26 protein-coding genes are annotated in these 26,570 nt (G+C 47.7%); 21 read left to right on the forward strand and 5 right to left on the reverse strand.

What is annotated here, in order from left to right; all coding sequences use genetic code 11:
- Window positions 1-7: 7 nt before the first annotated feature.
- Complete coding sequence (locus H8S90_RS10540; RefSeq protein WP_187342851.1) at window positions 8-958, reverse strand: IS3 family transposase; 951 nt, start codon at window positions 956-958, stop codon at window positions 8-10.
- Window positions 871-1,170, reverse strand: coding sequence for a transposase (locus tag H8S90_RS10545; RefSeq protein WP_187339052.1), 300 nt, complete (start codon window positions 1,168-1,170; stop codon window positions 871-873). Before H8S90_RS10545 ends, H8S90_RS10540 begins: the two co-directional genes overlap by 88 nt.
- Before the next feature lie 85 nt (window positions 1,171-1,255).
- On the opposite strand from H8S90_RS10545, the gene H8S90_RS10550 reads away from it, so the two are divergent.
- The 16 genes from H8S90_RS10550 (at window position 1,256) to H8S90_RS10625 (ending at window position 21,004) form a co-directional block, all read left to right on the forward strand.
- Window positions 1,256-1,915, forward strand: a complete 660-nt coding sequence (locus H8S90_RS10550; RefSeq protein WP_255501900.1) for an SDR family oxidoreductase — start codon at window positions 1,256-1,258, stop codon at window positions 1,913-1,915.
- A 105-nt stretch (window positions 1,916-2,020) separates the two neighbouring features.
- On the forward strand, window positions 2,021-3,451 hold the full coding sequence (locus H8S90_RS10555; protein WP_187342496.1) for a GntR family transcriptional regulator: 1,431 nt from the start codon (window positions 2,021-2,023) through the stop codon (window positions 3,449-3,451).
- Between the two features lie 26 nt (window positions 3,452-3,477).
- Window positions 3,478-3,816: a hypothetical protein gene (locus tag H8S90_RS10560; RefSeq protein ID WP_187342497.1), complete on the forward strand. Its 339-nt coding sequence runs from the start codon at window positions 3,478-3,480 to the stop codon at window positions 3,814-3,816.
- Between the two features lie 607 nt (window positions 3,817-4,423).
- Window positions 4,424-5,404: a Gfo/Idh/MocA family protein gene (locus H8S90_RS10565; protein ID WP_187342498.1), complete on the forward strand. Its 981-nt coding sequence runs from the start codon at window positions 4,424-4,426 to the stop codon at window positions 5,402-5,404.
- Window positions 5,405-5,414: 10 nt separating this feature from the next.
- Window positions 5,415-6,773, forward strand: coding sequence for a DegT/DnrJ/EryC1/StrS aminotransferase family protein (locus H8S90_RS10570; protein ID WP_187342499.1), 1,359 nt, complete (start codon window positions 5,415-5,417; stop codon window positions 6,771-6,773).
- A gap of 4 nt (window positions 6,774-6,777) precedes the next feature.
- The gene (locus tag H8S90_RS10575) at window positions 6,778-8,154 is read left to right on the forward strand and encodes a neutral/alkaline non-lysosomal ceramidase N-terminal domain-containing protein (protein WP_222852284.1); all 1,377 of its coding nucleotides are present in this window, start codon (window positions 6,778-6,780) and stop codon (window positions 8,152-8,154) included.
- Between the two features lie 251 nt (window positions 8,155-8,405).
- Window positions 8,406-11,435: a TonB-dependent receptor gene (locus tag H8S90_RS10580; protein WP_255501945.1), complete on the forward strand. Its 3,030-nt coding sequence runs from the start codon at window positions 8,406-8,408 to the stop codon at window positions 11,433-11,435.
- A gap of 28 nt (window positions 11,436-11,463) precedes the next feature.
- Window positions 11,464-13,239: a RagB/SusD family nutrient uptake outer membrane protein gene (locus tag H8S90_RS10585; RefSeq protein ID WP_222852285.1), complete on the forward strand. Its 1,776-nt coding sequence runs from the start codon at window positions 11,464-11,466 to the stop codon at window positions 13,237-13,239.
- A 39-nt stretch (window positions 13,240-13,278) separates the two neighbouring features.
- Window positions 13,279-14,559 (forward strand): hypothetical protein, encoded by a 1,281-nt coding sequence (locus H8S90_RS10590; protein ID WP_187342501.1) that lies wholly within the window; start codon window positions 13,279-13,281, stop codon window positions 14,557-14,559.
- Complete coding sequence (locus H8S90_RS10595) at window positions 14,546-15,928, forward strand: Gfo/Idh/MocA family protein (RefSeq protein ID WP_255501904.1); 1,383 nt, start codon at window positions 14,546-14,548, stop codon at window positions 15,926-15,928. Before H8S90_RS10590 ends, H8S90_RS10595 begins: the two co-directional genes overlap by 14 nt.
- Before the next feature lie 176 nt (window positions 15,929-16,104).
- Window positions 16,105-18,222: a PQQ-binding-like beta-propeller repeat protein gene (locus H8S90_RS10600; protein WP_187342502.1), complete on the forward strand. Its 2,118-nt coding sequence runs from the start codon at window positions 16,105-16,107 to the stop codon at window positions 18,220-18,222.
- Between the two features lie 471 nt (window positions 18,223-18,693).
- Entirely contained in the window at window positions 18,694-19,335 is a 642-nt protein-coding gene (locus H8S90_RS10605; RefSeq protein WP_187342503.1) for a DUF6266 family protein, read from the forward strand.
- A gap of 53 nt (window positions 19,336-19,388) precedes the next feature.
- Window positions 19,389-19,934, forward strand: coding sequence for a DUF6266 family protein (locus H8S90_RS10610; RefSeq protein WP_187342504.1), 546 nt, complete (start codon window positions 19,389-19,391; stop codon window positions 19,932-19,934).
- 153 nt (window positions 19,935-20,087) lie between these two features.
- Window positions 20,088-20,546, forward strand: a complete 459-nt coding sequence (locus H8S90_RS10615) for a DUF5675 family protein (RefSeq protein ID WP_187342505.1) — start codon at window positions 20,088-20,090, stop codon at window positions 20,544-20,546.
- Window positions 20,547-20,768 (forward strand): hypothetical protein, encoded by a 222-nt coding sequence (locus tag H8S90_RS10620; RefSeq protein WP_187342506.1) that lies wholly within the window; start codon window positions 20,547-20,549, stop codon window positions 20,766-20,768. It abuts the gene before it with no gap.
- Between the two features lie 17 nt (window positions 20,769-20,785).
- Window positions 20,786-21,004, forward strand: a complete 219-nt coding sequence (locus tag H8S90_RS10625) for a hypothetical protein (protein WP_187342507.1) — start codon at window positions 20,786-20,788, stop codon at window positions 21,002-21,004.
- A gap of 475 nt (window positions 21,005-21,479) precedes the next feature.
- Here H8S90_RS10625 and H8S90_RS10630 read toward each other — a convergent pair whose 3' ends face one another.
- Entirely contained in the window at window positions 21,480-21,839 is a 360-nt protein-coding gene (locus H8S90_RS10630; protein WP_187342508.1) for a helix-turn-helix domain-containing protein, read from the reverse strand.
- 102 nt (window positions 21,840-21,941) lie between these two features.
- Between H8S90_RS10630 and H8S90_RS10635 the strand changes: the two genes are divergently transcribed.
- On the forward strand, window positions 21,942-22,319 hold the full coding sequence (locus H8S90_RS10635; RefSeq protein WP_187342509.1) for a DoxX family protein: 378 nt from the start codon (window positions 21,942-21,944) through the stop codon (window positions 22,317-22,319).
- Between the two features lie 106 nt (window positions 22,320-22,425).
- Here H8S90_RS10635 and H8S90_RS10640 read toward each other — a convergent pair whose 3' ends face one another.
- Together H8S90_RS10640 and H8S90_RS10645 are read right to left on the reverse strand one after the other, a co-directional pair.
- The gene (locus H8S90_RS10640) at window positions 22,426-23,298 is read right to left on the reverse strand and encodes an alpha/beta fold hydrolase (RefSeq protein ID WP_187342510.1); all 873 of its coding nucleotides are present in this window, start codon (window positions 23,296-23,298) and stop codon (window positions 22,426-22,428) included.
- Between the two features lie 53 nt (window positions 23,299-23,351).
- Window positions 23,352-23,621, reverse strand: a complete 270-nt coding sequence (locus tag H8S90_RS10645; RefSeq protein ID WP_255501905.1) for a DUF4287 domain-containing protein — start codon at window positions 23,619-23,621, stop codon at window positions 23,352-23,354.
- Between the two features lie 182 nt (window positions 23,622-23,803).
- On the opposite strand from H8S90_RS10645, the gene H8S90_RS10650 reads away from it, so the two are divergent.
- From H8S90_RS10650 to H8S90_RS10665, 4 genes are all read left to right on the forward strand, one after another.
- The gene (locus H8S90_RS10650; protein ID WP_187342512.1) at window positions 23,804-24,766 is read left to right on the forward strand and encodes a DUF6268 family outer membrane beta-barrel protein; all 963 of its coding nucleotides are present in this window, start codon (window positions 23,804-23,806) and stop codon (window positions 24,764-24,766) included.
- Between the two features lie 28 nt (window positions 24,767-24,794).
- Window positions 24,795-25,025, forward strand: coding sequence for a hypothetical protein (locus tag H8S90_RS10655; RefSeq protein WP_187342513.1), 231 nt, complete (start codon window positions 24,795-24,797; stop codon window positions 25,023-25,025).
- Window positions 25,026-25,108: 83 nt separating this feature from the next.
- A complete protein-coding gene (locus H8S90_RS10660) occupies window positions 25,109-26,110 on the forward strand; it encodes a helix-turn-helix transcriptional regulator (RefSeq protein WP_187342514.1) in 1,002 nt (333 codons plus the stop codon).
- 110 nt (window positions 26,111-26,220) lie between these two features.
- On the forward strand, window positions 26,221-26,436 hold the full coding sequence (locus H8S90_RS10665; protein ID WP_255501946.1) for a helix-turn-helix domain-containing protein: 216 nt from the start codon (window positions 26,221-26,223) through the stop codon (window positions 26,434-26,436).
- Window positions 26,437-26,570: the final 134 nt, after the last annotated feature.

Consider the following 26,570-nt stretch of genomic DNA (forward strand, 5'->3'; position numbering starts at 1 on the left):
GACTTTTTTATGCTGCCATTTTCTCTTTTTCCAATAGCATCTCTTCGATCTGCTTAGGGGTTTTATATCCCAGGGCAGAATGTGTTCTTTTGGTATTATAAAAACCTTCAATATATCCAAAGATCTCCAATTTAGCCGATTGCTGATCGATGAATTTTCTATGGTAGATCATTTCAGCCTTTAGTGTCTTGAAAAAGCTCTCAGCTACTGCATTGTCCCAGCAATTGGCCTTCCTACTCATGCTTTGAAGTATCTTGTTTTTTACAATTACCCTCCTGAATTCATCGCAGGCATATTGGATCCCTCTATCCGAATGGAAGATAAGACCATCTTTGATACCTCGGTTTCTAATAGCCATTTTGATGGCTTGTACAGAAGTGTTTTTAGTCGTCATATCGGTGCTTAAAGACCATCCAATGACTTTTCTGTCCGCCAGATCGATAACCGTTGTTAGATAAAGCCACCCTTTGCCGGTATGGATGTAAGTAATGTCGCTAACCCATTTTTGCGATAGGGAATCCGCTGAAAAATCTCTTTGGAGGAGATTTTCAGCTATCCTATAACTATGGCTCGAATCTGTGGTCACCCTATATTTTTTCTTAACCTTACTTCGTATCCCATGTTTCTTCATCAATCTTGCTACGTAGCTTCTTGATACCATTTCACCTTTTTTGTGCAGCTCTGCGGTTATCCGTGGGCTGCCATAGATATACTTACTGTCACTGTGTACCTGCTGTATTTTATCCACAAGTGCTTTACTGCGTTGTTCCCTGGGGGATTCGGGCCAAACCAGCCAACGGTAAAAACAACTGCTGCTAACGTTCAATACTTCGCACATCTTCTCTACGGAATATACTTCTCGGTTCTCCTTTATGAACCGGTATATGGACCGTCTCCCCTGGAGAAGATGGCTATGGCCTTTTTTAAGATATCGCGTTCTAATTCTGTATCTCTTAATTTCTTGCGTAAAATCCTTAACTCCTGCTCCTCCGGACTGATCTTGGGATTGTCAGGTAAAACCTTATTCCCATTATAACGTGGATTTCTACGCCATTTACTCAGTAAACTGGGGTCTATGTCTAATTCCTTAGCTACATCGGCTACAGATCCCTTAACAACGCTCAAATCGACCGCCATTATCTTAAACGAATCATCAAATTTTCTATGCATTTCTACAAATTTAAAATTACTGTCTAAATCTGTCTCGCTTTAAAGGTAGCAACTCCAGGGGCGTCCCTTCACGGGCAAGACCTGGATGTATGAAGACGATTCCATTGAGCAGAATCTACAGGCGGTAAGTCGCGATCTGGGTTATATCAAAAGTAAATGGGTGATGGAAAAAATTGCTGAGCAGGCTAGGGACAAAGGTCTGCCCATTATTAACTTCCGGCTGGGGTTCGCCGTGTGTCACGGAAGCTCTGGCGCCACAGTGATGAACCAATGGTGGGGGGTGCTGATACGCAGCTGTGTACAACTGAAGTCTTTTCCGCTGGTAATGGGTCTGAAAGATGAACTTACAACAGTTGATTACATGTGCAAGGCTATTGTACATATCGGTAAAAAGGAAGAGGCAATTGGCGAGAACTTTCACCTCTCGCCTTTACCGGAGAACGATGTATCACTCACTGATTTCTGTGCCAAAATCAATGAATATTATGGGCTGGATTTAAAGGGGATGGAGTACCATCAGTGGCTGAACCAGTGGAAATACGACCACCAATTACCCATTTATCCCTTGTTGAGCCTCTTTACGGAAGATGTACACGAAGGTAAGTCTTTGGTGGAAGCCTACGAAAATACTTATTACTACGATCGGAGTAATACGCAACGTTTTTTACGCGATGCCAATTTAAAGCCTCCAACTTTTGATCAAAAGCTGATGACGCCCTACCTGCAATTTATGGGGGTGCTCTAAGGTAATAATCATATCTACTAGCTATCGAAAAACATATTAGGTAAACACCTCTTAGGGGATGTTTGCCCACTTTTTATTTTTTGCTAACCAAACACCAAACAATACATGAACAGAAATTTACAGCAAACAAAAAAGAAGGAAATTGTAGAGAGCATTAGAAGGGAAATTGAAAAAGGAAATTTTAAAAGACGGGAACAGATACCCAGTCGGATAACACTGTCAAAACGTTATCGGGTAAACCCGAAGACAATAGATCGGGCCATTGCTACATTGGTGGAACAAAACATACTGTTTACCCGGGGGCGAAGAGGAACTTTTGTGCACGCCTCGGCGCTGCTGGATAGTTCTGCAATTTATACGGATAGTTTCAAAAACCTATCGACCAACCAGCCCGATCCTGCGTCATATAGCAGTGCCTATCTACAGGTAGGAACAGCCGAGCTCAATCCGTATTTCTTTCTGGAGCACTGCACCAAAAGGATGAGTAACTTAACGCAAGGGCTTATTGAACTTTCTTTTCCGAGCTGGAAAAAGTGGATAAGAAATGCGGCGGAACTCAGTGATATTGTACGCGAGAACGTTAGCATGCGGGAAGGAAAAAGATACACGGAAGATAACCTCATTTTGCTCGGAGGAAAATTTCAAACCATACGGTTGATTACGCAGAACCTGGCAAATCCCAAAGATATTGTTATTGTGGGGAAACCGCTCGTTTATAGTTATAGACGCATATTTGAAGAACTTGGATTAGAAGTGTGGGAAATGGACAGGACGGAAACTGGCCTATCGGCCGATACCTTGTTAGAACTGAATACGTTAGCCCTTGATAAGCGCAGACGTATTGCTTTCTTATATATCAATTTACAGTTGGATTATCCTGATAATGATGTTGGTGCGATAGCCCTGGCTATGCGCCAGTTGCTTATCACTGCCGATGCCTTGGATATCAATATTGTAGAAGAATTTGAAGATCATGAAATTGTATTCAAGATGCAGCCCACCTTCCATGACGTAGCAACCGAACCTATAGCAAACGTAATCAGTATACGTACGTATAGCAAATTGCTGGCGATGTACAATGAGCTGCGCGTGGTAATGGGGCCGGCAGCTTTTCTGGCACGATTTCGTGAAGATAAGGCGCTTGAGGTAAACTATGGTGTACTGTATGAAGTACTGGCTGCGATGTTGCTGGAGGCAAATATCTTTTCGTCAGCTTCCGCACCGATAACAAAAGGGATGAAAGTGCGGATGGATAAGGCCGTGGATATCTGCAGAGCGGTATTAGATCAATGGGCAATGATACGGATTCCGGCAAGTGGCCTATGTTTCTGGTTGCACGCTAAACGTGGCTATCACTTTTATGTGCCCTTGCAACGTCTAAAGAAGTTGGATCTCCTGCTTGAGCCTGCAGTCGAACAGCTTTCATATCCTATAAAAACCAGCGCATTACTATTGGGTTTTGGTGATGGCGATACACATAAACTAAAAAAAGTTGTGGAATATATAGGAGCAGAAATGGAGAAGGTGTATTGCTAAAAAGCGCATCGGTAAAGCCTGTCTCCATGAAACCTAACTTCAAGAAAAATACCCGGCTATCATCTGTTGTGCATGATTGTAACTGCAGCGAAAGTAAACTGTTAAGTAATATTTATCGATCTATTGTAGACTTACAGCAAAAACAAGATAAAATATTACTTTTCATTCTCCAAAAAGAAGCGGAAGAAACCATCTACCGTGATGCGGTGTATGCCATAGACCGCGTAGGGATCAGCGAAAGTACCTTATTGCGCTGCCAGCGCAAGGGGATGATCAAAGTGGCAAAGCTGGAAAGGGGCAAGAAATTCTTCCGGGATCAGGATGTGGAACGTCTCCGCATGCAGTACTGGGGAAAAACAGATTGACCGGCATGTTGTAAACGGTCGAGTGAAAAACAATCATAACAGGGATCTTCGGCCTCAAAAGCTTCGGGTAGTATAGGCTAAGTAAGAGCACTGGGGAAAATAAATTGCCTGAGGCGTAAGGAAATTCTGAAAAAAGCGTGAATAATTTACGTTTTTTGTTCTTTTTTTGTATCTTACGATCTCATATTATCCGACTTGTTCAAGGATAATTTCTTGTTCTGTGTTTTGTTTGGTGCAGATAGGGCGGCGAGAGTCGACACCGCTGCCTTATCTTGCCTTTTTTACCGGAACTACCCCCTCAAAACGCTACCTGTTAAGTTGTTACTTTTGTAAAGCAGCAAATAATCCTGCCGGACAATGAAAATTATGATTTCTATAAAAATTACTTGTTTTTGTTTAGTATAACAAACTAAAACAGCGTTTTTAATAAAAAACAACAAAACGTTTGCATCTCTATGGAAAAATACTTTACTTAGCGGTTACGTTACCGATCATAAACACTATACCAGAATTCGAGGAAATATTGACTGCAAAATAGATAACTGCTTTTAATTTTTTTTATAAAAAAGGGTCTGTACCCCTTATCATACCTACTAATAAAAACCTTATGGAAAGAAGGAGATTCATCAAAAACACCTCACTGATGCTGGCTACCGTAGCTGGCTGGCAGGCTGATCTGTTGGCCGTACCGAAAAATTTTAGACAGGAAAAACGCGTGGGCATTATCGGGCTGGATACTTCACACAGCATCGCCTTTACCAAAGCGTTGAATGGCGAATCGCCTAACCCGAATTTGCTGGGCTACCGCATCACAGCGGCCTATCCCTATGGCAGCAAAACCATCGAGAGCAGCGCCAAGCGCATTCCGGGTTATACGGAAGAGGTGAAGGGCCTCGGGGTAAAAATCGTGGAGTCTATTGAGGCTTTACTCGGGGAAGTGGATTACGTGATGCTGGAAACGAACGACGGTACCGTGCACCTGGAACAGGCCATGCAGGTGATCAAGGCCGGTAAACCGCTCTTCATTGATAAGCCGGTTGCGGCTTCCTTTGCAGATGTAAAGACCATCTATGCCGCAGCGCGCGATGCGGGGGTGCCCTTGTTTTCGGCTTCTTCCCTGCGTTACATGGGAACGGTGCAAGAGGCCATAGGCGGAAAGATTGGTAAAATACTGGGTGCAGATACCTATAGCCCGGCAACACTGGAGCCCACCCATCCGGATCTGTTCTGGTACGGTATACATGGCGTGGAGATGTTGATTGCCTTGATGGGACCGGATTGCGTGGAGGTCTCGCGCGTGCATAGCGAGGGCACCGACGTCATTGTGGGGCGCTGGAGCGATGGGCGCTTGGGAAGCTTCCGGGGTACCAGAACGGGTAAACATACTTACGGCGGTACGGCCTATGGCGAAGAGGGTGATCTGACCCTTGGCCCCTATAATGGCTATGATGCGCTGATCACCGAGATTGTCCAGTTCTTCGAATCGGGAAAATCGCCCGTGGATGAAAAGGAAACCTTGGCAATCTACGCCTTTATGGATGCTGCCGACCAAAGTAAGCAGCAGCAGGGCGCAGTGGTGAAACTATAAAAGGCTTAATATGATGAATAGGAACAGACGTAAATTTATTCGGGAGAGTGCATTGCTGGGAACCGCTGCGGCTATGTCCTGGTCTTTTGACTTCCCTGCCGGCACTGGCGCCGGCAAACCGGCATGTCTGGGCGGAACGCCCCTGATGGATGACGCCAAATGGCCAACCTGGCCAAAATGGGTGTCTGCCGAGGATGAAGGGCAGGTATTGGAGGTGCTGCGCAGCGGTATCTGGTCAAGGGCAGACGTGACTACGGATTTTGAGAACCGCTGGGCGGAAACCATCGGCACGAAACGCTGCCTGACGGTGGTGAACGGCACGAATGCGCTGATCACGGCGCTGGCCAACTTCGGGGTGGGGGCAGGGGATGAGGTGATTGTGCCGCCCTATACCTTTATTGCAACGATTATGGCGGTGCTGGCCCAAGGGGCCATGCCGGTTTTTGTTGACGTGGAGCTGGATACCTTCCTGATGGACCCCGCACGTATCGAAGAGAAAATTACGCCGCGTACCAAAGCGATTATCCCGGTGCATATCGCGGGTCTCCCGGTGGATATGGATCGTATCATGGCCATCGCCGAGAAACATCAGCTCGTGCTGATTGAGGATGCCTGCCAGGCGCACCTGGCGGAGTACGACGGCAAACCGGTGGGCTCCATTGGCCATGCGGGATGTTTCAGCTTCCAGAATTCCAAGAATATGGCCATCGGCGAAGGTGGCGCCATCACATCCAATGATGATGCCTTTATCGATAAATGTTATTCTTACCATAACCTGGGTCTGCCTTATGGCAGTGCCGTAGGGTCGGTGGCTTCCGGAAGTGTTATCGTGGGCACGAAGGTGCGTTTTACGGAATACCAGGCGGCAATTGGCTTGGCCATGCTCAAACGGGTAGATGCCGAAACAACGCTGCGCAACGAAAATGCCAGCTATCTGCAGGGCATGCTGGCTGCAATACCAGGCATTGCGCCCTACCGCTTATACGATAAGGTGACGCGGGCGGCCTTCCACCTCTTTCCCTTCCGCTTGGAACAGGAGGATTTTAAGGGCTTATCGCGGGAGCAGTTCATCAAGGCGCTCAATGCGGAAGGGGTTCCCTGTAGCAGTGGTTATGCTACCCTGACCGATAAGCCTTACCTCAGGGATGCCTTTGCGCAAAAGCGCTATCAAGAGGCTTACCCGGCGGAGCAGTTGGACTTTGATGCCTTTGTGGAACGGAACCGCTGTGTGAACGACGGGAAACTGTGCAACGGGCAGGCGGTATGGTTCACACAGAACATGCTATTGGGAACAAGAGCGGATATGGAACGCATCGCCGAGGCGGTCAAACGGATCTATAACCATGCGGATACGATTAAAAAAACCTGAGGCCATGGAAGCTGGGATGATAGGAAAAAATCGGATGCTGGTGGTATTAACCTTGCTGTGCTGTTGCTTTGCTTTGCCGTCGATGGCGGAGGAAGCGAGCTGGAAGGTGGGATTGGCAAAGACCGTTATTACCCCCAAAGAACCGATGTGGATGGGTGGTTACGCCTTCCGTGATCAGCCATCGAAAGGGAAAATACATGATCTATGGGCCAAAGCTATTGCGCTGGAGGATGCCGGTGGAAAGACGCTGTTATGCATCAGCACCGATTTGCTGGGCATCCCGAAAATAGTTGAAGACCGCTTATGTGAGGCCTTGACGCAGCGCCTGAAATTGTCGCGGGAGCAGATTTTGTTGAACAGCTCCCACACGCATTCGGCTCCGGTTCTGGAGGGTGCCCTACGGGATGTTTATCCGGCGAATGAAGCGGAGAAAGCGAAAATTGTGGCCTACTCCGCATGGCTGGTCGAGGTATTGACCGATCTGGCGCAGGAGGCCCTGGCAGATAAGGTGAGCGCGAAGCTCTCCGTAGGATCGGGTTTTGCCCAGTTTCAGGTGAACCGCCGGAACAACAAAGAAGGTGAGCTCCGGCAGTTGCACGAGCTAAAGGGGCCTAATGATTTCTCCGTGCCTGTGATCAAGGTGACCGGCACTGATGGAGAGCTCATGGCACTCTTGTTTAGCTATGCCTGCCACGCGACGGTACTGAGTGGTTACGACTGGAGTGGAGACTATGTGGGTTTCGCGCAACTGGAATTGGAAGAACGGTACGCGGGTTGCCAGGCCATGTTTTTTCAGGGCGCAGGGGCAGATCAGAACCCTTTGCCACGGCAGACGCTGGGCCATGCAAAGCAATATGGCAAGGTTTTGGCCGCGGCGGTGGAGCAGCTGATGATCGATGATGCCTTCCAGCCCCTGGAACCACAGCTGAACATGGCCTTCCGGGAAATACCGCTTCCGCTGGATACCATACCTGCAGAAGCGGATCTAACAGCTCTTTTAGAAAAAGGGGACGTACCGGATTATACGCAACGGTGGGCGGCCCGCCTGTTGGAACGCCTGCAAAAGGGCGATCGGCCGGAGCGGGATTATCCCTATCCCATCCAGTGCGTACAACTGGGCAAGCAGCTGCTGTTTGCGCTGGGTGGCGAGCTCACGGTGCAATATGCCCTGGACCTGAAAGAGGCATTTGGTAACCAGACCATCGTGTTCGGTTACAGCAACGATGTGATGGGCTACATCCCTTCCGAAAGGATCTTAAAAGAGGGCGGGTATGAAGGGGAAAGCTCACAGATGGTTTACGGGCACCATGCGAAATGGCAACAGGGCATTGAACAGCGGATTATCGACGCCTGTAAGGCGCTTTACAGTGATTTGCAGTAACGGCCTCTGCCTTTAGTGATCAGCTTATATCATTTAAAACAACTGCTTATGGAATAAAGAATCAACTCCTTCCCAAAAAAAAGAGGGGCCAAACGCATTACCCCTCTTCCTAATTGTAAAGTTTTAACCGGCGTTCATTTTGGCGGATGTGTGCCGGTCAGTTTAACTTAAATCTCTTCAAAAGTATGAAAAAAAGACTTTTTATGATGATGTTGTGGAAAGTTCTCTTGCCTGTGACTGTTGCGGCGGCGATGCCGGTTGTACTTCGTGCCCAGCAGCCCATCAAAGGGCAGGTGCTGGACAGCAACGATGAACCCGTACCGGGCGTCACCATATCCGTGCGGGGAACCAAAACAGTGGTAGCTACCGATCTGGAAGGTTTCTTTGTGATCGAAAAGGTTCCTGAAGATGCCTTGCTGGTGTTTAAAAGCGTGGGTTATAAGCAACAGGAAGTTGCCGCTTCGGCAAGAACGGATTGGCGTATTGTGATGGAAGATGATGTGGCCGGGCTGGATGAGGTGATTGTGGTGGGTTATGGTACGGCAAAAAAAAGTGACCTTACCGGCGCGGTGAGCCGGGTGAATGCTGCTGATTTTCAGGATCAGAGCTCAACGCAATTGACCGATATGCTGGCGGGTACGGTGGCCGGCTTTCAGGCGAATCAGGCTACCTCGGCCAGTGGCGGCACCTCTATGGAAATCCGGGGGGTAAACTCCATCAATGCGTCGACATCGCCGATGATCGTGCTGGATGGCGTGATTTATAATGGCGATATTTCGGATATCAACCCGAATGACATCGAATCGGTGGATATCCTGAAAGATGCCAGCTCCGCAGCCGTATATGGCGCAAGAGCGGCCAATGGTGTGATGTTGGTAACCACCAAGAAAGGTATTACGGGTAAACCTACCATTAACTTTGCCACTAAACAGGGATTGGCAGAGGCTACATCCACCGAGTTCGGTGCACGTGATCCGCAGAATTATATCAATTACCGAAGGGATCACCTCCGCACTCTGGGTAATGCCATGCCGGATTTTTACTACGATAATCCGAGTGCCTTAAGCCCGAACGTTAGCCTCGATCAATGGCGTAATGCCAGCGCCAACCCTAACCCGGATGATACCCGGGAATGGCTGAGCCGCCTGAATTTCTTTCCGGCGGAGGTGGAAAGCTTTAACACCGGGAATACGGTGGACTGGCTGGATGAGGTAATGCAAAAGGGCAGGCGGCAGGAATACGACCTGAGCATTAGCGGTGGGTCGGAAAATATGAAGTACTTCTGGTCGGTCGGTTACCTGGACAATGAGGGCATCATCGTTGGCGATAAATTCAATACGGTGCGCTCGCGCATTAATCTGGACAACAAAGTGGCAGAATGGCTGAACGTGGGCCTGAACCTGCAGTATTCCTATCGTGATCAGGGGGGCGTTCCGGCTAACTTGGGCAATATGGGCATGGTTAGCCCTTTTGCTTCGGTATACGAGGATGATGGCACCATCAATTTCTATCCGCACGGTTACATCACGCAGAACCCGCTGATCAATGCCCTGGGCCAGGATCGGCGAAATAATATACAGAGTTTGTTTGCCTCGATTTACGGGGAGCTGAAACTTCCCTTCGGGATTACCTATCGCCTTTCTTTCCAGCCGCGCACCAGAGCGCAGAAAGACTATAATTTTTGGTCTACAGAAACGATTACCGGACGGGAAACCTACAGCAATGGTTATGCCACACGTGACGATGTCAGCTCCTTTGAATGGATGGTGGATAATCTCCTGAAGTGGAACCAGACCTTCGGTGTCCATAATTTTGATGTAACCTTACTCTATAATGCAGAAAAGTTCCGGTCGTGGAGCTCGGAAATGGGCAACCAGTCTTTCCAGCCCAGCCCGACCCTGGGTTATGGCGGCCTCCAGTTTGGCAATAACCCTTTCCTGAATACCAATGATACCAAATATACCGGGGATGGCCTGATGGCACGTGTGAACTATGCCCTAATGGATAAATACCTGCTTACGGCATCGGTACGCCGTGATGGTTTCAGTGGCTTTGGTCAGGAGAATCCCTATGCTACCTTTCCGGCGGCGGCGCTGGCCTGGCAGTTGCACAAAGAGAAATTCTTTAACGTACCGGCGGTTGATCAATTGAAGCTCCGAGTATCCTGGGGTAGAAATGGTAACCGCGAGATAGGCCCTTATGCTTCCTTTGCGCAAATGGAATCGGTACAGTATTATGATGGTACCAATCCGGTTGTGGGTATTTTTACCTCTAGCCTGGCCAATCCGGCCTTGTCCTGGGAAGAAACGGAGTCATTGAACTTTGGTGCGGATATTACCTTGTTCAATAACCGCCTGAACATGACCTTGGAATATTACGATGCCAAAACAAATAAGCTTCTGGTGGAGCGCTCGCTGCCGACCATAACGGGTTTTGAGAATGTAACCACAAACATCGGCGCTTTGGCCAACAAAGGCTTTGAGGTAACGCTCAGCAGCCTGAACATGCAGCGGCCCAACTTTACCTGGCGCTCAACGGTGAACTTCTCGCTTAACCGCAATAGAATTACCAGTTTGTTTGGCGAAACGGGTACGTACACTTTAGCCGGGGAGACCTTAACCGGTGAGATTCCGGATTATACGAACAAATGGTTCATCGGTCAGCCGCTGGATGTTATCTGGGATTATCAGGTGGAAGGGATATGGCAGATGGAGGAAGCCGAGGAGGCGGCCCGGTATGGCCTGAGGCCGGGAGACTTTAAAGCGGTCGACCTCGACGGAAACATGGTCTATGAGGCTTTGCAGGATAAACAGTTTATCGGCTACGAACAGCCCAGATACCTCATCGGCCTGCGGAATGAGTTTTCTTTCCTCAAGGATTTCAGTGCAAGTATTTTCTTGCGCGCCGATCTGGGGCATAAAAGGGAGTTCCCGCAGCTGGTGGCTGATTTCTCGACCTACGACAGACGGAGTACGCCCAATTTTGACTATTGGACACCGGAAAACAGGTCTAACGAATACCCGAGGTTGAGCAAGAACATGACGGTTTTTGGCGGGGGGCTGATGCCTTTCTGGAATACGGCTTTCCTAAGGGTACAGGATGTGACGCTGTCTTATACCTTACCGACGGAGCTGACGGAGAAATTGCAGACCAAGAGTGCACGGGCTTTTTTCTCTGCGAGAAATCTGTTGACCTTTTCTGAATGGCCCGGATGGGACCCGGAATCGGGAAGTGACCCCATGCCGAAAATTTATACACTGGGTTTGAATTTTATGCTTTGATGATCTTACAATCAAAAAAATAGGTATTATGGCTAATTTCAATAAAACAACATATATCATGCTCTGCTGCACATTGCTTGTGCTGATCGGCGCTTGCTCAAAGCGCTTTCTGGAGCCGGAACCTTTATCTTTTTTTACCCCTGAAAATGTATTTGTCGATCCCTCGGGATACCAGGCGCTGCTGATTACCATGCGCAAGGATCTTTCCCGTGAGCAAACGGGGCAGAAGAACTTCCTCGCCCATCAGTGGGCGTCGTCTGAAGCGGGTGTGCCCTGGCTGCAGATGGACTTTACCCGGCTTACGCCCAACAGTGATGCTTATCAGGAATTCGTCAGCCAGATCAATGATATCTTTGAGATGGTGCGCAACGCGAACACCATCATCAGTCGTATCGATGAAATCGAATGGGAGAGCGAAAGCGATCGGAACCCCATATTGGCGGAAGCACTCTGGCATCGGGCCTACTGGTACTACCGGCTGATCGGAAACTATGGTGATCTACCTTTCGTTAATGAGGAGATAAGCGGCGCCCGTGTGGATTTCAAAACGCATAGCCGCTGGGCAATACTGAACAAAATCCAGGCGGATCTGGAGTTCGCCGCACAATGGATGCCGGTCTCTGCCGCAGCGGGTGTCCCTACCAAAGGTGCGGCAGATCATTTATTGACGAAAGTGTATCTGGCGAATATGGCGTTTGATAAAGCGGTGGCTAAGGCTACGGAAGTGATCGACGGGCGTTATGCCCTGATGCAAAATCGTTTCGGGATCGATGCGGATGATCCGGCCAAGAATGTGCTGTGGGACCTGCACCGGCCGGAGAACAAAAATATCTCTCAGAATACGGAAACGATCCTGGCCTTCGTAGATCGCTGGGAGGCGCCTCCCGAAGCACGCTCGGATGGCTTATATACCATGCGGGTGTACCATTGTGGCTATTTCAACAATGTGGTGGCAAAAGATAAGGATGGCAATCTGGGCATGATCGATTCCGGCCCCATGTACGATTCGCTGGGACGGGGGAACCCCGATGTGGCCCTGAGCGACTACCACAACTATACCGTTTGGGAGGAGCATGGTTACAACAGTAAAAATACACCCGACCTCCGCCGGGCGGATATCAATTGGTGGGACCGCGATGAGCTGTTCTACAATAACCCGGCCTCCAGCCAGTATGGTGAGCCCTTTGATCCGCAGAACCTGGACCAGCCCGCCGAATATTGGGCCCGTATCTTTGCCATGCCCTTTTACAAAACCTTCGTGCCGAATAAACCGGATCAGATGGGGCAGCCCCTGGGCAGCAATGGCGATTGGTACCTTTTTCGTTTGGCAGAAACTTACCTGCTCCGTGCGGAAGCGTATTTTTGGCTGGGGCAGCTCGACCTTGCCGCGGATGATATCAATGCCGTACGGACAAGGGCAAATGCGGATCCCATAACGGCTGCGGAGGTGACGATTGATTTCCTGTTCGATGAGCGTGCACGGGAGCTGTTTGCGGAAGAACCCCGGCAGAATGAGCTGAACCGGGTATCTTACATCCTGGCGGCACGTAACGAGCGGGGATATAGCTTGGGCAATATTCATGAAAAGAACTGGTTTTACGACCGGGTGCGCAACCTGAATAATTTCTATGCGCATTTTGACGATTTAACGGTGCTGGGCCAAAGCCCCAGAATTGAACCTTTTCATTTCCAATGGCCGATAGATGATAATATCATCACGGCCAATACGCTCGGGCGGATCAACCAGAATAAAGGTTATGTGGGATCAGAAAGGAACGAGCCACCCTTAGAAACGATAGAATAACGAAAAAAACTAAATACGAACAATAACACCTCATAACAGATGTTAACAGCAAAAAAATACTATTCCGGATTTCCGCATGCGCATGATACCTATAACGCGATATCGAAGGCCAGCGACGGCAAGATCTATTATATCCTGTCGTCCGAACTGATCGATGAGGGGGGTAAACTCTATGTCTATGATCCCGCAAGCGATGAAACGACCTTACTGGCAGACCTGACGGAAATCTGCGGCGAAGCGAAGCAAAAGGCCATTGCGCAGGGTAAATCACATACCCGCTTTTATGAATATGAGGGGAAACTGTACTTTTCTACCCATGTGGGCTACTATGAGATGGTGGAGGGCATGGAACGGCTGCCGGCGCAGGCACCGGATGGCTTTGCGCTTTATCCGGGCGGGCACATCCTGTGCTATGACCTGAAAAGCGGCGCCTTTGAAGAGCTGGCGATAGCCCCCGATGGGGAGGGCTTCGTGGCCATGCATATGGACGTAGAGCGCGGGCAGATCTTCGGGATCACCTGGCCTACCGGTCTGTTTCTGCACTATGACCTGGCCCGGAACGAAATGCATAATATGGGGCCGACCTCCGCACGCGGGGAAGCGGGTATACCGGGGGAAGATTTTCGGGTCTTATGCCGCTCCATTCTCGTGGATGATGGGGGGAAGGCCTATTACAGTACCGCTGAGGGTGATGTTTTTTGCTATGACCCACAGACGAAATCGCTTCGGATGATGCCGCTCGATCTTCGCTTGGATTATTTCGGTAAATATGACTATACCAGGCCGGGATCTATGGGGTACAATTGGCGCAAGATTTTTTGGTACGCACCGGAGCAGGTGGCCTATGCTGTGCACGGCAACTCGGGATATCTCTTCCGCCTGGATCCAAAACGCCCGGCCATTGAACTGGTGCAACGGATCAGCTCCGAAGCTTCGCAGAAATGTGGCATGTTCGATCAGTTTAGCTATGGCTATCTGGGCTTTCAGCTGGGGCCGGACGGGGAGACGATCTATTACCTCACCGGCAGCCCTGTTTTTGAAAATGGCAACCGGGTGGAAGGACTATCGGAAATTGCTAAGGGAGGTTCGAAGGGACAGGAATACCTGCACCTGATCACTTATCATATCCCTTCGAGAAGTTATCGGGATCACGGGCCGGTTTTCTACGCGGATGGCGATTGGCCTTCCTATGTGAATGCCATTGCCGTTGGAGACGATGGCGCGGTGTATACCCTGGGCAGAATGCAGCACGATGGCGCGGAAATCGCCGATCTGATCCGCATTCCCGATCCGCTGACTGAAGCTAATGATGAAGGATAAAAAAATGGAGATGATGATGAATAAATCGGAAAACAGACGGAATTTTATAAAAAAGACCGGGATGACGGGTGCGGCCCTATATTTGGGCGGCGTGCTACCGGGATTCAGTGCGGCCAGCTACAGGCGTATTGCCGGTGCGAATAAACGGGTGAACGTGGTGGTGATGGGCGTAAATTCACGGGGATTGGCGCTGGCGGGTAATTTCGCTGCGCAGGATAATTTTGAGGTTACCTATATCTGCGACGTGGATGAGCAGGCGGCGGCACGCTGCATCGGCAAAGTGGAAGAGGTGCAGGGGCGGCGCCCGAAAGCCGAACCTGACCTCCGCAAGGTGCTGCAATATAACGGTGTGGATGCGCTGGTAACTGCTGCGCCCGATCATTGGCATGCACCGGCAACGATCTTGGCCTCTAATGCCGGGAAGCACGTCTACGTGGAGAAACCCCTGAGCCATAGCCCGCAGGAAGGGGAGTTGGTGGTAGCGGCCGCTAAAAAGCATGGAAATGTTATTCAAATGGGCAACCAACGCCGAACCTGGCCCAATGTGGTGGAAGCGATCAATGCCCTGCATCAGGGTGTGATCGGCAGGGTGTACTTTGCCAAGACATGGTACGCCAATAACCGGCCTTCCATCGGTATCGGTAAGAAAACGGCGGTGCCGAAAGGCCTTGATTTTGATCTCTGGCAAGGGCCCGCGCCCCGTCGGGACTTTCAGGATAACCTGGTGCACTACAATTGGCACTGGTTCTGGCACTGGGGCACCGGAGAGGCGATGGGCAACGGCGTACATACGGTTGATCTGGCGCGATGGGGCATGAAGCTGGATTACCCCAATACGGTATCATCGGTAGGTGGAAGGTATCGGTATCGGGACGACTGGGAAACGCCGGATACGCAGTCCATTCAGCTGGATTACGGCGATAAAGGTTTGATTACCTGGGAAGGCCGAAGCTGTAATAGCCGCTTTGTAGATGGTGCCTCGGTTGGTGTGCTCTTTTACGGTGAGGAGGGAACCCTGCAGATTGAGGGAGGAAATGCGTATAAGATATATGATCTGAAGAACAAACTGGTGAAGGAGGTGAAGAACGACGTAGCGCTGGATACCCTGAACCGCACAAGCCCCTCGCAAACCTTGGATGCCATTCATCTGCAGAATTTCTTCGATGCGATAACGAAGGGCACCGCGCCGGCTGCTAATGTGGAAGATGGCCATGTGAGTACGCTCCTGGTGCAGCTGGGGAACATCGCGCTCCGTACCGGGCAGCAATTAAGCATTGATCCGTCAAACGGCCATATCCTGCAGAATGAAGCCGCTCAAGAGTTATGGAAGCGGAGTTATGAGCCGGGATGGGAACCAGGCATCTCCTGACCAAGTTCGCCCGAACATCGGTGCCGGCGTTGGTTTTGGTAGGAATCTAGGTGAGGGCTAGTTGTTAGCTTTAAGGCGTATGGTAAACGTACTCCCTTTTCCCTGTTCGCTTTCCAGCAGTTTCTTTTATCTAAAAAATAATACGGAATAACAGGGAAAATCGCTTAATTTAGCTAATGAAAACCAAAATAATACGATACCTCTTTTATGGTCTTGCCCTATTGCCGATCTTCTCGATCGGGCTGCAACAATGTACACCTGAAGAGCGCCACGGGGGAGCGTGGCCTTCTTATTTAGGGGGTGACGACCGGAACCACTATTCGCCGCTCCAACAGATTGATACCGCCAATGTCAACTTGCTACGCGAAGCTTGGGTATACCATACCGGAGACTCGGGGGAAATGCAATGCAATCCACTCATCATTGATGGGAAACTGTATGCACTGACGGCATCCAATCAGCTGTTTGCACTTGATGCGGCCACAGGAGAGGAGCTGTGGCGTTTTCGGGAAGTTTCGGAGGGGCAGTCTCATGTCAATCGGGGTATGGCCTATTGGGCGAAAGGGAACGACAAGCGATTGCTTTTTACGTCTCAATCTTACCTTTATGCCATTGATGCCGAAACCGGAAAAAGCATCACTTCATTCGGTGAATCCGGACGTATAAGTTTACGAACCGGATTAAGTGAATCCGCGGCAGACAAATTCGTGGTCTCCACCACACCAGGAACAATCTACCAAGACCTTATCATGATGCCCATACGTGTTGGTGAGGGTGTCTCGGCAGCACCGGGATATATTCAGGCCTTCAATGTGGTAACGGGAAAGCTGGCATGGGTCTTCAGAACCATTCCCCATCCGGGTGAACTTGGCTACGAAACCTGGCCCGAACAGGCCTATAAAGACCCTGCGATTGGGGGAGCCAATAATTGGGCCGGTATGGCTGTCGACCAAAAACGGGGAATAGTTTTTATTCCGACGGGTTCGGCAGCTTTTGATTTCTATGGGGGTAACCGTAAAGGAGAGAACCTTTTCGCCAACTCATTGCTCGCATTGAATGCGAAAACGGGGGAGTACATTTGGCATTTTCAGGCGGTACACCATGATGTATGGGATAGGGATTTTCCCGCTCCGCCAAACCTGACCACGGTACAACGAAAGGGCAGAACGGTGGATGTGGTGGCCCAAATAACCAAAAGTGGACATACCTTTGTCTTTGACAGGGAAACCGGTGAGGCGATCTTTCCGATTGATGAAGTGCCTGTTCCGGTAACAGGTGTGCCGGGCGAGGAGCTTTGGCCCACACAGCCTATTCCGCAACTGCCCGTTCCTTTTTCCCGGCAAAGCCTCAGCGAAGCAGATATTACAACTTTTTCCAATAAGAGAGATTCGCTCATCGACATCTTCCGGCAGGCCAACAAAGGTCTTTTTCAACCGCTCGGATTGACACCAACCCTGCTATTTCCCGGTGCGGACGGAGGCGCGGAATGGGGTGGTGCAGCGGTAGATAAACAAGGTATACTGTATGTAAATTCAAATGAGATGGCCTGGCTTTTCAGTCTCAGTGCCACCAATAATAAAGACCAGAGCAATAAGGTCATTTCATCGGGCAGGAACCTGTACAGCAGCCATTGTGTAGCCTGCCACAAACCCGATTTGTCGGGAAGTCCGGAAAGTGGTTATCCGGCATTGACCGACCTGAAAGAAAGGATGTCAAGAGACTCCATCAGCGATGTTATCGCTTTGGGAAGAGGGATGATGCCCGGACTGACCCACATCAGTGAGCGAGAGAGACAGTCGATTGTGAACTATCTGTTCGGAGAGGAGAAAGAAGAAGTGATGACGGAGCAGGTTGGACTGGTAGCGGATGAACCATACACGTTTAATGGCTATAATAAATTTTTGGACGAACAGCAATACCCCGCGATCACTCCTCCGTGGGGAACCCTCACAGCCATCAACCTAAACACCGGAAAACATATCTGGCAGGTACCGTTGGGAGAATTTAAGGAATTGACGGCAAAGGGTATTCCCCTTACCGGAACAGAAAACTATGGCGGGCCGGTGGTAACCGCCGGAGGCTTACTTTTTATAGCCGCGACAAAGGATAAAATGATCAGAGCCTTTTCAAAAGACACTGGCAAACTGTTATGGGAACATGAACTTCCGGCATCGGGCTTCGCCACTCCGGCTACCTATCAGGTCAACGGAAAACAGTACGTGGTCATAGCCTGTGGCGGCACAAAATTGGGGACGTCCAAAGGCGACAGCTACGTAGCCTTTGCCCTGCCATAAAGGCCAGGTAACTGGTAAATACATAATTGGACAGTTGAATGAAGAAATTGGAGCCTCGCAGTAAAGTCATTGCGGGGCTTTCCTTTGTTTTATAGCTGAAATTTAAGACACAGACCAATCAACTTCATAATGTATTCGGACAAACTTCGACTGTTCTCCACATTTCCGACAGGTTTTGTTCAGGTTTTTACTTGGTTTACCTGTAAAAAACCTGCTGGGATCTGGTCAATACCTGGCCAACGAACGAAAACCGTAGGAAGATACTACGGAATTTAAGAGAAACCCATATACCTATATTACCTCGTCCTTCACCGACACGTCAGTTTTCCAGATGACCCGCTTCATCTTCCCGTCAACTGGGTTTTGAGGCTGGTTTTCTATGAATCAGCCACTTATGTTTGCCTCATGAAGCAAGAGATACCGGTATAAACGATTGCGGATTGTATGGTTAAATTTTAAATTAAAACAACAATGGGAAGAATCAGAAACGGAGCCAACGGAGGCTTCAAAGGTAAAGCGGGAAGTGTGATCGGCAGCAGCTGGAAAAGTATCGATTACATCAAGGGGCTCTATAAAAAACGTACCAAGCCGGCTACGGAAGAGCAATTGATGCAACAGGCTAAGTTCTTGCTGATCACCCAGTTCCTTTTTCCGATCAAGGCTTTGCTGCGCATTGGCTATGGCCTGAAAAAAGCGAGTACCCACACGGCCATGAATATGGCTTTGCAGGCTAATATCAGGGATGCGGTAACAGGAACGTACCCGGATTTTGCGCTCGACTATGCGAAGGTACGATTGAGCACCGGTGGCCTCTTCAATGCCGGGAATGAAACGATGAGCGTCGAAGACGGTGAGCTGCTGGTTACCTGGAATACCAAGGTGAACCAGATCAGTGGGCATGCAGATGATGTCGTGTACATCCTGCTTTACCACCCGACATCAGAACAGTTCTTGACCACAGATGAATTGCCTGTACGTGGGGATGGGGAAGCACGTATCGAGATACCAGATCATATGAGCAGCGGTGAGGCTCATGTGTGGATTTTCCTGGCAGAGCGAAAAGCTACGGAAGTATCTAAGAGTATTTATTTGGGGAACGTGTCTTTTGATTAATCGGGCAAAGCGGCGCCATGCATGGTGCCGCTTGCTTTAAAGAACAGGAGAATATGTTAATTATATCGGAACGGTTTCCGCCACGGGAAAAAGGCCAGAACGGGCGGGAAGCCACAAGAATGCGTTTGATCTTAGCGGTGAGGTATCTTTCGCCATTGCGTAAAATTATTGCGCAGGGTTATGGCCTGCACAGTAAGCGAAGCGCTTTTAACCGTGCGGTGGCTGACTTGATCCGCTCGGCCATTCAGGGGGAGTATCCCGACCTATCTGTTGATCCGGCGCGGGTACGCCTTACCAAAGGGATTCTGCAAAATCCGATAGGGCTACAGCTTACACGTTTAGATGATCAGTTGCAGCTGCATTTTGAAACCAATGTTGCTGCTTTCTATAGTTCTGGTGATGATTCGATCGTGCTCTGTGCCTATAACCCTGAATTGGGGATTGCCGGTATCAATGATGAGGAATGTTCGCGGCAGGATGGCAGTCTTAGCATGCAACTCCCCGCACAGTTGATGAAAGCGCCGGTTCATGTGTACTGTTACGCGCACGACAGGCAGAGAAAACGCTTCTCGAACAGCCTTTTCCTCGGAGCATTTTAAACCGGCCTCATGGTATGAGCGTTAAAAAAATTCAAGAATGTGTAGGATTGTGGGAGAGGCTTGAATCTTTAGCGAAGGCCATGCAGCCTTGACCTTTGGTTCTTTCCGTCAAGGGAAAGAACAACAAAAAATTAAAACAAAAAAAACAATTAGATGAAATTATTAAGAACAGCCTCCGGCCTAAACACTACGCTCGGAGAGCTATACATCAATGAGCGTTTCCAATGTTACATCTTGGAAAACACAGTACGGGATACGAAAATCCTGGGAGCAACCGCTATCCCCGAAGGGAAGTATGAGCTGGGTTTCAACGCTACGGCGGGGATGAACGCAAACTATGCTAACAGATACCCACAGTGGCATCAGGGGATGATAGAGGTACGGGCTATCCCGGATTTTAGCTTGGTATTTTTCCATATCGGGAATTACCATACCGATACCCGCGGTTGCCTGCTTACGGGCAGTTATTACCAGTTGATTGATCACGATTACCGGGTGCTCCACAGCGCCGCGGCCTATAAAAGGGTATATCCGTTATTGGCCGAAGCGATTGCGAGCGGCGACGCAAAGTTGGAAATCCTGAACCGGATGGAAGAAAGGAGGGTAGGCTAAATGGTAGAGGTAATTGCACTGATGGGGATGCTCATCACCTTATTATTGTCGGTAATTGCTTATTTCCTGAAGCAGGCGCACCGCAATGTGTTGGCTTTGGAACATACGGTGAAAGAGCTGAAAAGCTCGCTGCTTTGGATCAAGGCGCGCATGCAGGGGCATCATGATCTCCTGCGACAACGCATAGACCTGCTCGAAAAGCGGGTGGACGAACAGAAATAATGGTTAACAAAAAAAGAATGATGAAAAATGAAATTATAGAAAGGGTGAAAGCACCCACGCCCGGCTTCTTTAAGAAGGTGCGTAGCATAGGTTTAACGGTGGGAGCTGTAGGTACAGCTTTGTTAAGCGCGCCTGTAAGTCTTCCGGCGGTGTTGGTAACTGCCGCAGGTTATATGGTAGCGGTGGGACTGGTGGCATCGGCCGTATCCACGGCGGCACGGGAAGACAAAAAATAGTTTTTTACCAAGGTAAGACATCATCAACTTGCCTTGGTATTATCGGTAAATGGATAACCACCATTTTTATACTGGAATAGATCATGGGTAAAAAATATGAGGGAAGTTAACCCGCAACCGAGAGGTAAAAAACCAACTTTTAAAGATGTGTAATAATCATAGGATAATCGGTTACATGTCGATTATCTTATGATAAAAATACAATATAAATAAGTATGAAAGTTCAGTTTCTAAGCTTCTTTGACTTTCAAATGATCTACAAGCTCATGGAAATATTTTGGACTCCAGATTTCGAGAACGCCTTGATCTTTTATAAATCGCTTAATATCATCCCTGACATATTGCATATTTACGGAATCGATCCTTTTAGCCGACAGGCGCCTAAACTCGTTCTCCGATATCTTATCGTTCTCCCAATCGTCGCTATCCTTAGCCCGTAAAGCGAAATGTTGGAGATTAAGGACAACCCCTTTTATTATGCGTGATCCGTAATCTTCTTCCTATGTTTTTGTCCCCAATCGGCTAATGTCGATACAATATGTTTAAGTGTTTCGGCATATGCCGTAGGAATGTATTCTACCACTACGGGCGTTTTATCTGTGTGTACAACTCGTTTTACCAAATCGTTTATTTCCAGCTGTTTCAATTCGTTTGAAAGTACCCGTGCCGAAATGCCTTTAATAGTACGCTGTATTTCATTAAAACGGGTGTGCCCACTCACCAGCGCAATCACAATCCGTAATTTCCATTTACCACCAATTACATACAACGCGTCTTCTACAGCCGATAAATGTTGCGCGCACTCCACGTCTGAATATACTTTTTTATGCTCCATAACTTGCTTGTAGTAACCTGGATATTAGTACTAACCTTTTGTTTACTACTAATATTTTATTAGCTAATATACGTAAATTTGCTAGATCAAAAAAATATAAAAATGAAAGCAATAAAAATGACTTACTACCTGACAACAGGACTTATCTCTTTTGCGATGTTATTTTCGACCTATGCTTATTTGACAAAGCCTGAATTGAAAGAAGCGTTTCAGCATTTGGGGTTTCCTGATTATTTCAGGATAGAATTGGCAATCGCGAAATGTATTGCCGCTATTGCCCTTTGGTTGCCTGTTCGCTTGTTGAAAGAAGCTGCTTATATCGGCTTGGCAATCAGTTTCGTTTCCGCGATTATTTCGCATATCGTTTTGAGCGACACAACATTTCATACGGTAGCGCCCATAGTTGTTTTAACGGTATTGATTGTGTCTTATGCAACTTATGCTAAAATGAACAGGGGCAGTCTTACGAAAGCTGCTTGAATTGCCGGATATTATCACTCATCCCTCAGTATCCACCGGATTGGCCACCGCTGCCTGTATGGCCTGCCAACCTGAATGGTTGCGTGATTTTACATTGGATTGCAATTTACCATTCCATAGGTGCGTGATCTGGTTTTCCCTCCAGAAATTCTTCCACCAGCGGTACCCATATGGTCACACGATCCATGATGCCGATGTGGGTGGTGGCCGGAAGTATAGCCATTCGGGAAGTAGACATTTCCCCAAAATCGCCCATTTTGGCTCCGCCTTTCATGCGCATCAATTCAGCGGCATGGTCGTAGCGAATACCGTCGGAATCACCCAGTAACATAAAGATGGGGATGTTCATTTGACGCACCTCTTCCGTCCAGTCGTATGGTTTTAAATCAATGCTCATGGTTTTGCTGACAAACTCCTCAAATTTTTCGGGATGGGGTGAAAGTGAATCGTACGCCTGTTCTATTGGAGAGCCTTTAAACATTTCGGCGTTTATCGTATCGAACGATTCTTCCACCTCGGGCCACCAGCCATCGTGTTTATATACGCCCGATAAAATGATCAACTTCTTCACTTGTTGCGGATGACGGATGCCCATTTGAAAGGCGACGCCTCCACCCATGCTGTAACCGAGCACGTCGGCACTGTCAATCTCCAATACCTTCAATAATCCGCTGATATCATCTGCCATGCCTTCATAACTCAGTTCCCGCGAAATATCTGCCGTGCGCCCATGTCCCTGCATCTCGGCTACGATGAGCTTTCTGTTTTTGAAAAGTGGAATAATCCGTTCCCAGTTTGACGGAATGGTCATGAAAGAGCCATGTACCAGTACCAAGGGCTCTCCCTCGCCATGTACTTCATAATATAATTTTAATCCGTTTACCGGTGCGTAACCGGTTTTAACCCCGGCTTGCTGTGCGTAAGATGTTACGCGCGCCAGCTGTGCGAGTAAGACAAATGCAAGTAATATGCGCTTCATGATAAAATATTTTTAAGAATGAAATTTTTCTCTCGGTTATTATACGTCCTTTTTTACTCCCGCTTTCCCTTGATGTAGGCGTACATCGCCATGGCATGGCCGTGGCCTAAAGCAAAAGTTTCTTTCAGCCAATTGGTAATTTCGGTAGCTTTTACCGTAGGTTTAATCTTTCCTTTTTCGGCAAAACCTTTCTCTTCCGCAAGTTTTACAAAATCTGCGGGTGATTTTCCGGTGTTTTTTTCGATGTTATCTAAATAAGCTTGGAACGACATGATGTTTTTTTGTGTTAATATTTTAATTGCTAATACAAATTTACAGACCATTTCAACAAGTCTTACGGTGTGGAACCGGCAATTGTAGGGGGTGTTTCCGAACTGATGTTATGTTAAGGTACGACATTTTAAGTGAAGGCTGCCAAGCCATAGATAATCCCGATTTAGCAAAAAATAATCCCTTTGATGCAATACGCCCCTTAAGATATGCGGCATTTTTGCATAAAAAAAAGATGGAAAAGAATTGGAAAAAGACAAATTACCTAGAGGCACTATTTGCTGTAATGATCATCGTTTGTGGCCAATGCAGCAGTTTGCTGGCACAGGTTAAATTAACAGGTGTAAATGTTAGCACAACCTATATCCCGGGATCGCGTTATATCAGGCCGGCGGGTAATGAGAGTCCATTGGCAAAAACGACAGAAAGCAGGTCTGGCCTGGGCCTTACATTTTCCCTGTCTAATAAGACGGATAGTCTAACAAGAACCTTCAGAAGCTGGTCGGCCTCATTCAATGGCAACTATAGAAATTTAGATCACAAACACTATAGTCAACCCATATTGCCGGATCGACTGGTTAACCTGGATTTTGCACTGCAACATGTACGCAGCTTAAATAATGGCTGGAGTATGTTGGCCTTATTATCGGCAGGGATCTATTCCGATATGGAAAAAGTTAATAGCAAAGACGTATTCCTGAACGGTGGCGCAGCCTTCATCAAAACGTATAGTCGGCAGTTTTCCCTGGGTTTCGGAGGTTTTGTCAATACGAGTTTCGGAACTCCAATGTTATGGCCGGCCATCATCGTTCAATGGCAAACCGGCAACAAATTCAGGCTGAATGTAGATATGCCTACAGATAAAGATCCGGGAGCAGCGGTAGCTTATCGAATAGCTTATGCTTATACCTGGAATAAACAAAACGAAATTTCGTTATTATTTAGACCGAGACTGGCATTGCACGATACAGAAGTGCAGGGGGATATGAAAAGGATGTTAACAACCTGGGAATTTCCCTTGGGGATCGAGAATCGCTGGCGGATAAATAAGGTCGATCTTATTGCAGGTGCCGGTGTGATGATGCTGCGCGAGTATCGCTTCGGCGAAAAGAAGTTGTCAAAAATGTTTACGAACAGTCCCGGTCATCGCTTAGCCTCAAATTACTTCGTTAATCTGGGTATGGCATGGAATTTTTAGGGCGCAAAACAATTAATTTGAATGCAAGATGGATGATAGCAACTTTGATCATATTCTAGTGTTTAAAACGAACATTAATACTAAGGATGATGTAAAAAAAGTAGGAGCAACTTTGGGCTCCCAGAGGGAGATTGTGCAGTGGAATGTCGATCTGTACGATGTAGATCGTGTGTTGAGGATTGTATCTTATGATATCAAACATCAACAGATCATTGATCTGTTGCAAGGTATGGGGTATGCCTGTAGTGAACTAAAATAATCAGGGTAGAGCCAAGTTAACGTCGTGATCTGGTAGGGGTAAAATGAGAACTGCTTGTCTTATCAATAAAGACAAGCTTTCTTATGCAGTTAACAATAGAAAACCGAAGCAGTGATACGGTTTACACCGAGCAAAATACAGATCAATATCAAGCAAAAGCTGCCATGGATAATACCAAGATCTATGATCATGCTGTTCATGACTTTTGGGAGGTAGACTCCTGGAGTATAGATCTACCGGGGGTTCGCTTTGGTAGATATCATATTGATGTAAAAGAAGATATCTATGTGAAAACTTCGGAACCCGCACCTTTGCCGGGTTTGGTTTTCATTCATAGCGGTCAGGTTTCAAGCAGGTTTCATGCGGATAGCGCCAATCATACTTTTTCATCAAACCGCCACGCGATATTGTTTAATCCCTTCGCTACCGAAAGGACGGTCTTTAAAAAACAAAAAGGACTGGATATTTCGATGGTTATCTTTCACCCGGCATATTTTTTAAAGATTGCCAATGATAGTTGCCCTATTATGGATAACATGATGGATAATATCCTGACCAAAAATATTGGGAATATTGCCTACAATGCGCATTGCAGGATAACCATGGATATGTACCGGATACTTGCGGAAATCAGCGACTGCCCGTTTCACGGCGAACTAAGGAATATTTACCTGCAGGCAAAAGCCATGGAATTGCTCGTGCTGCAGTGCACCCAGATGGATGAAAAGCGGTTTTTAAAGGGGAAGCAAATTAAATTGTCTCCTGATGATATCGCTAAGATATATGCTGCCCGTGATATTTTGGTGGAAAATATGCAGGACCCGCCTTCACTGACGCAATTGGCGCGCTTGGTGGGCATAAATGATTTTAAGCTGAAGGCAGGTTTTAAAGCGGAGTTTTCCAACTCGGTATTCGGTTATTTAAATGATCTCCGTTTGGCTATAGCCAAAAAGAACCTGTTGCAGCATAACAAATCATTAACTGAAATCGCTTACGAAACCGGCTACTCGTCTCTGGCGCATTTCAGTAACGCTTTTAAAAAGAAATACGGCCTTAGTCCTATTTACGCAAAAGGAGCAGTTTAGTGGGGTACCTTCCTGATGTTTTAGAACAATCGAGGCTTAACTAAAAATCATACTATAATGTGATTTTTATTATTTTTCTGCGAGGTTTTACCTAAAGCATAAATCACATTATAACGTTAGTTTACGCTTTAGGTAAAACTATTAAGAAGAGAAGGAAGTATCTCCGTATGACACAGCCGTATTTGGCCGAACTCGCAGGAATAAGTGTTAATACATTATATAAACTGGAAAGAGGACAGGGGAAGGCATCGTTGAATATCTTGGAAAAGATATTGGATGTTTTGGGTATGGAAATACAGATCGACGTAAATAAGCCGGTTGTATAGTATATGTCTCCGTTCTTACCAAACCCGACGAAATTTTTTGAAGTATAAAGGGTTCTTAAGTGAACATTAATCCGAATTTACGTTAACAAGATAGCTCATGTAAGCTTGATTGCCATGAAAGAACAATGTATTCG

Source organism: Olivibacter sp. SDN3, from assembly GCF_014334135.1.
In the GTDB taxonomy this organism is placed as follows: Bacteria; Bacteroidota; Bacteroidia; order Sphingobacteriales; family Sphingobacteriaceae; genus Olivibacter.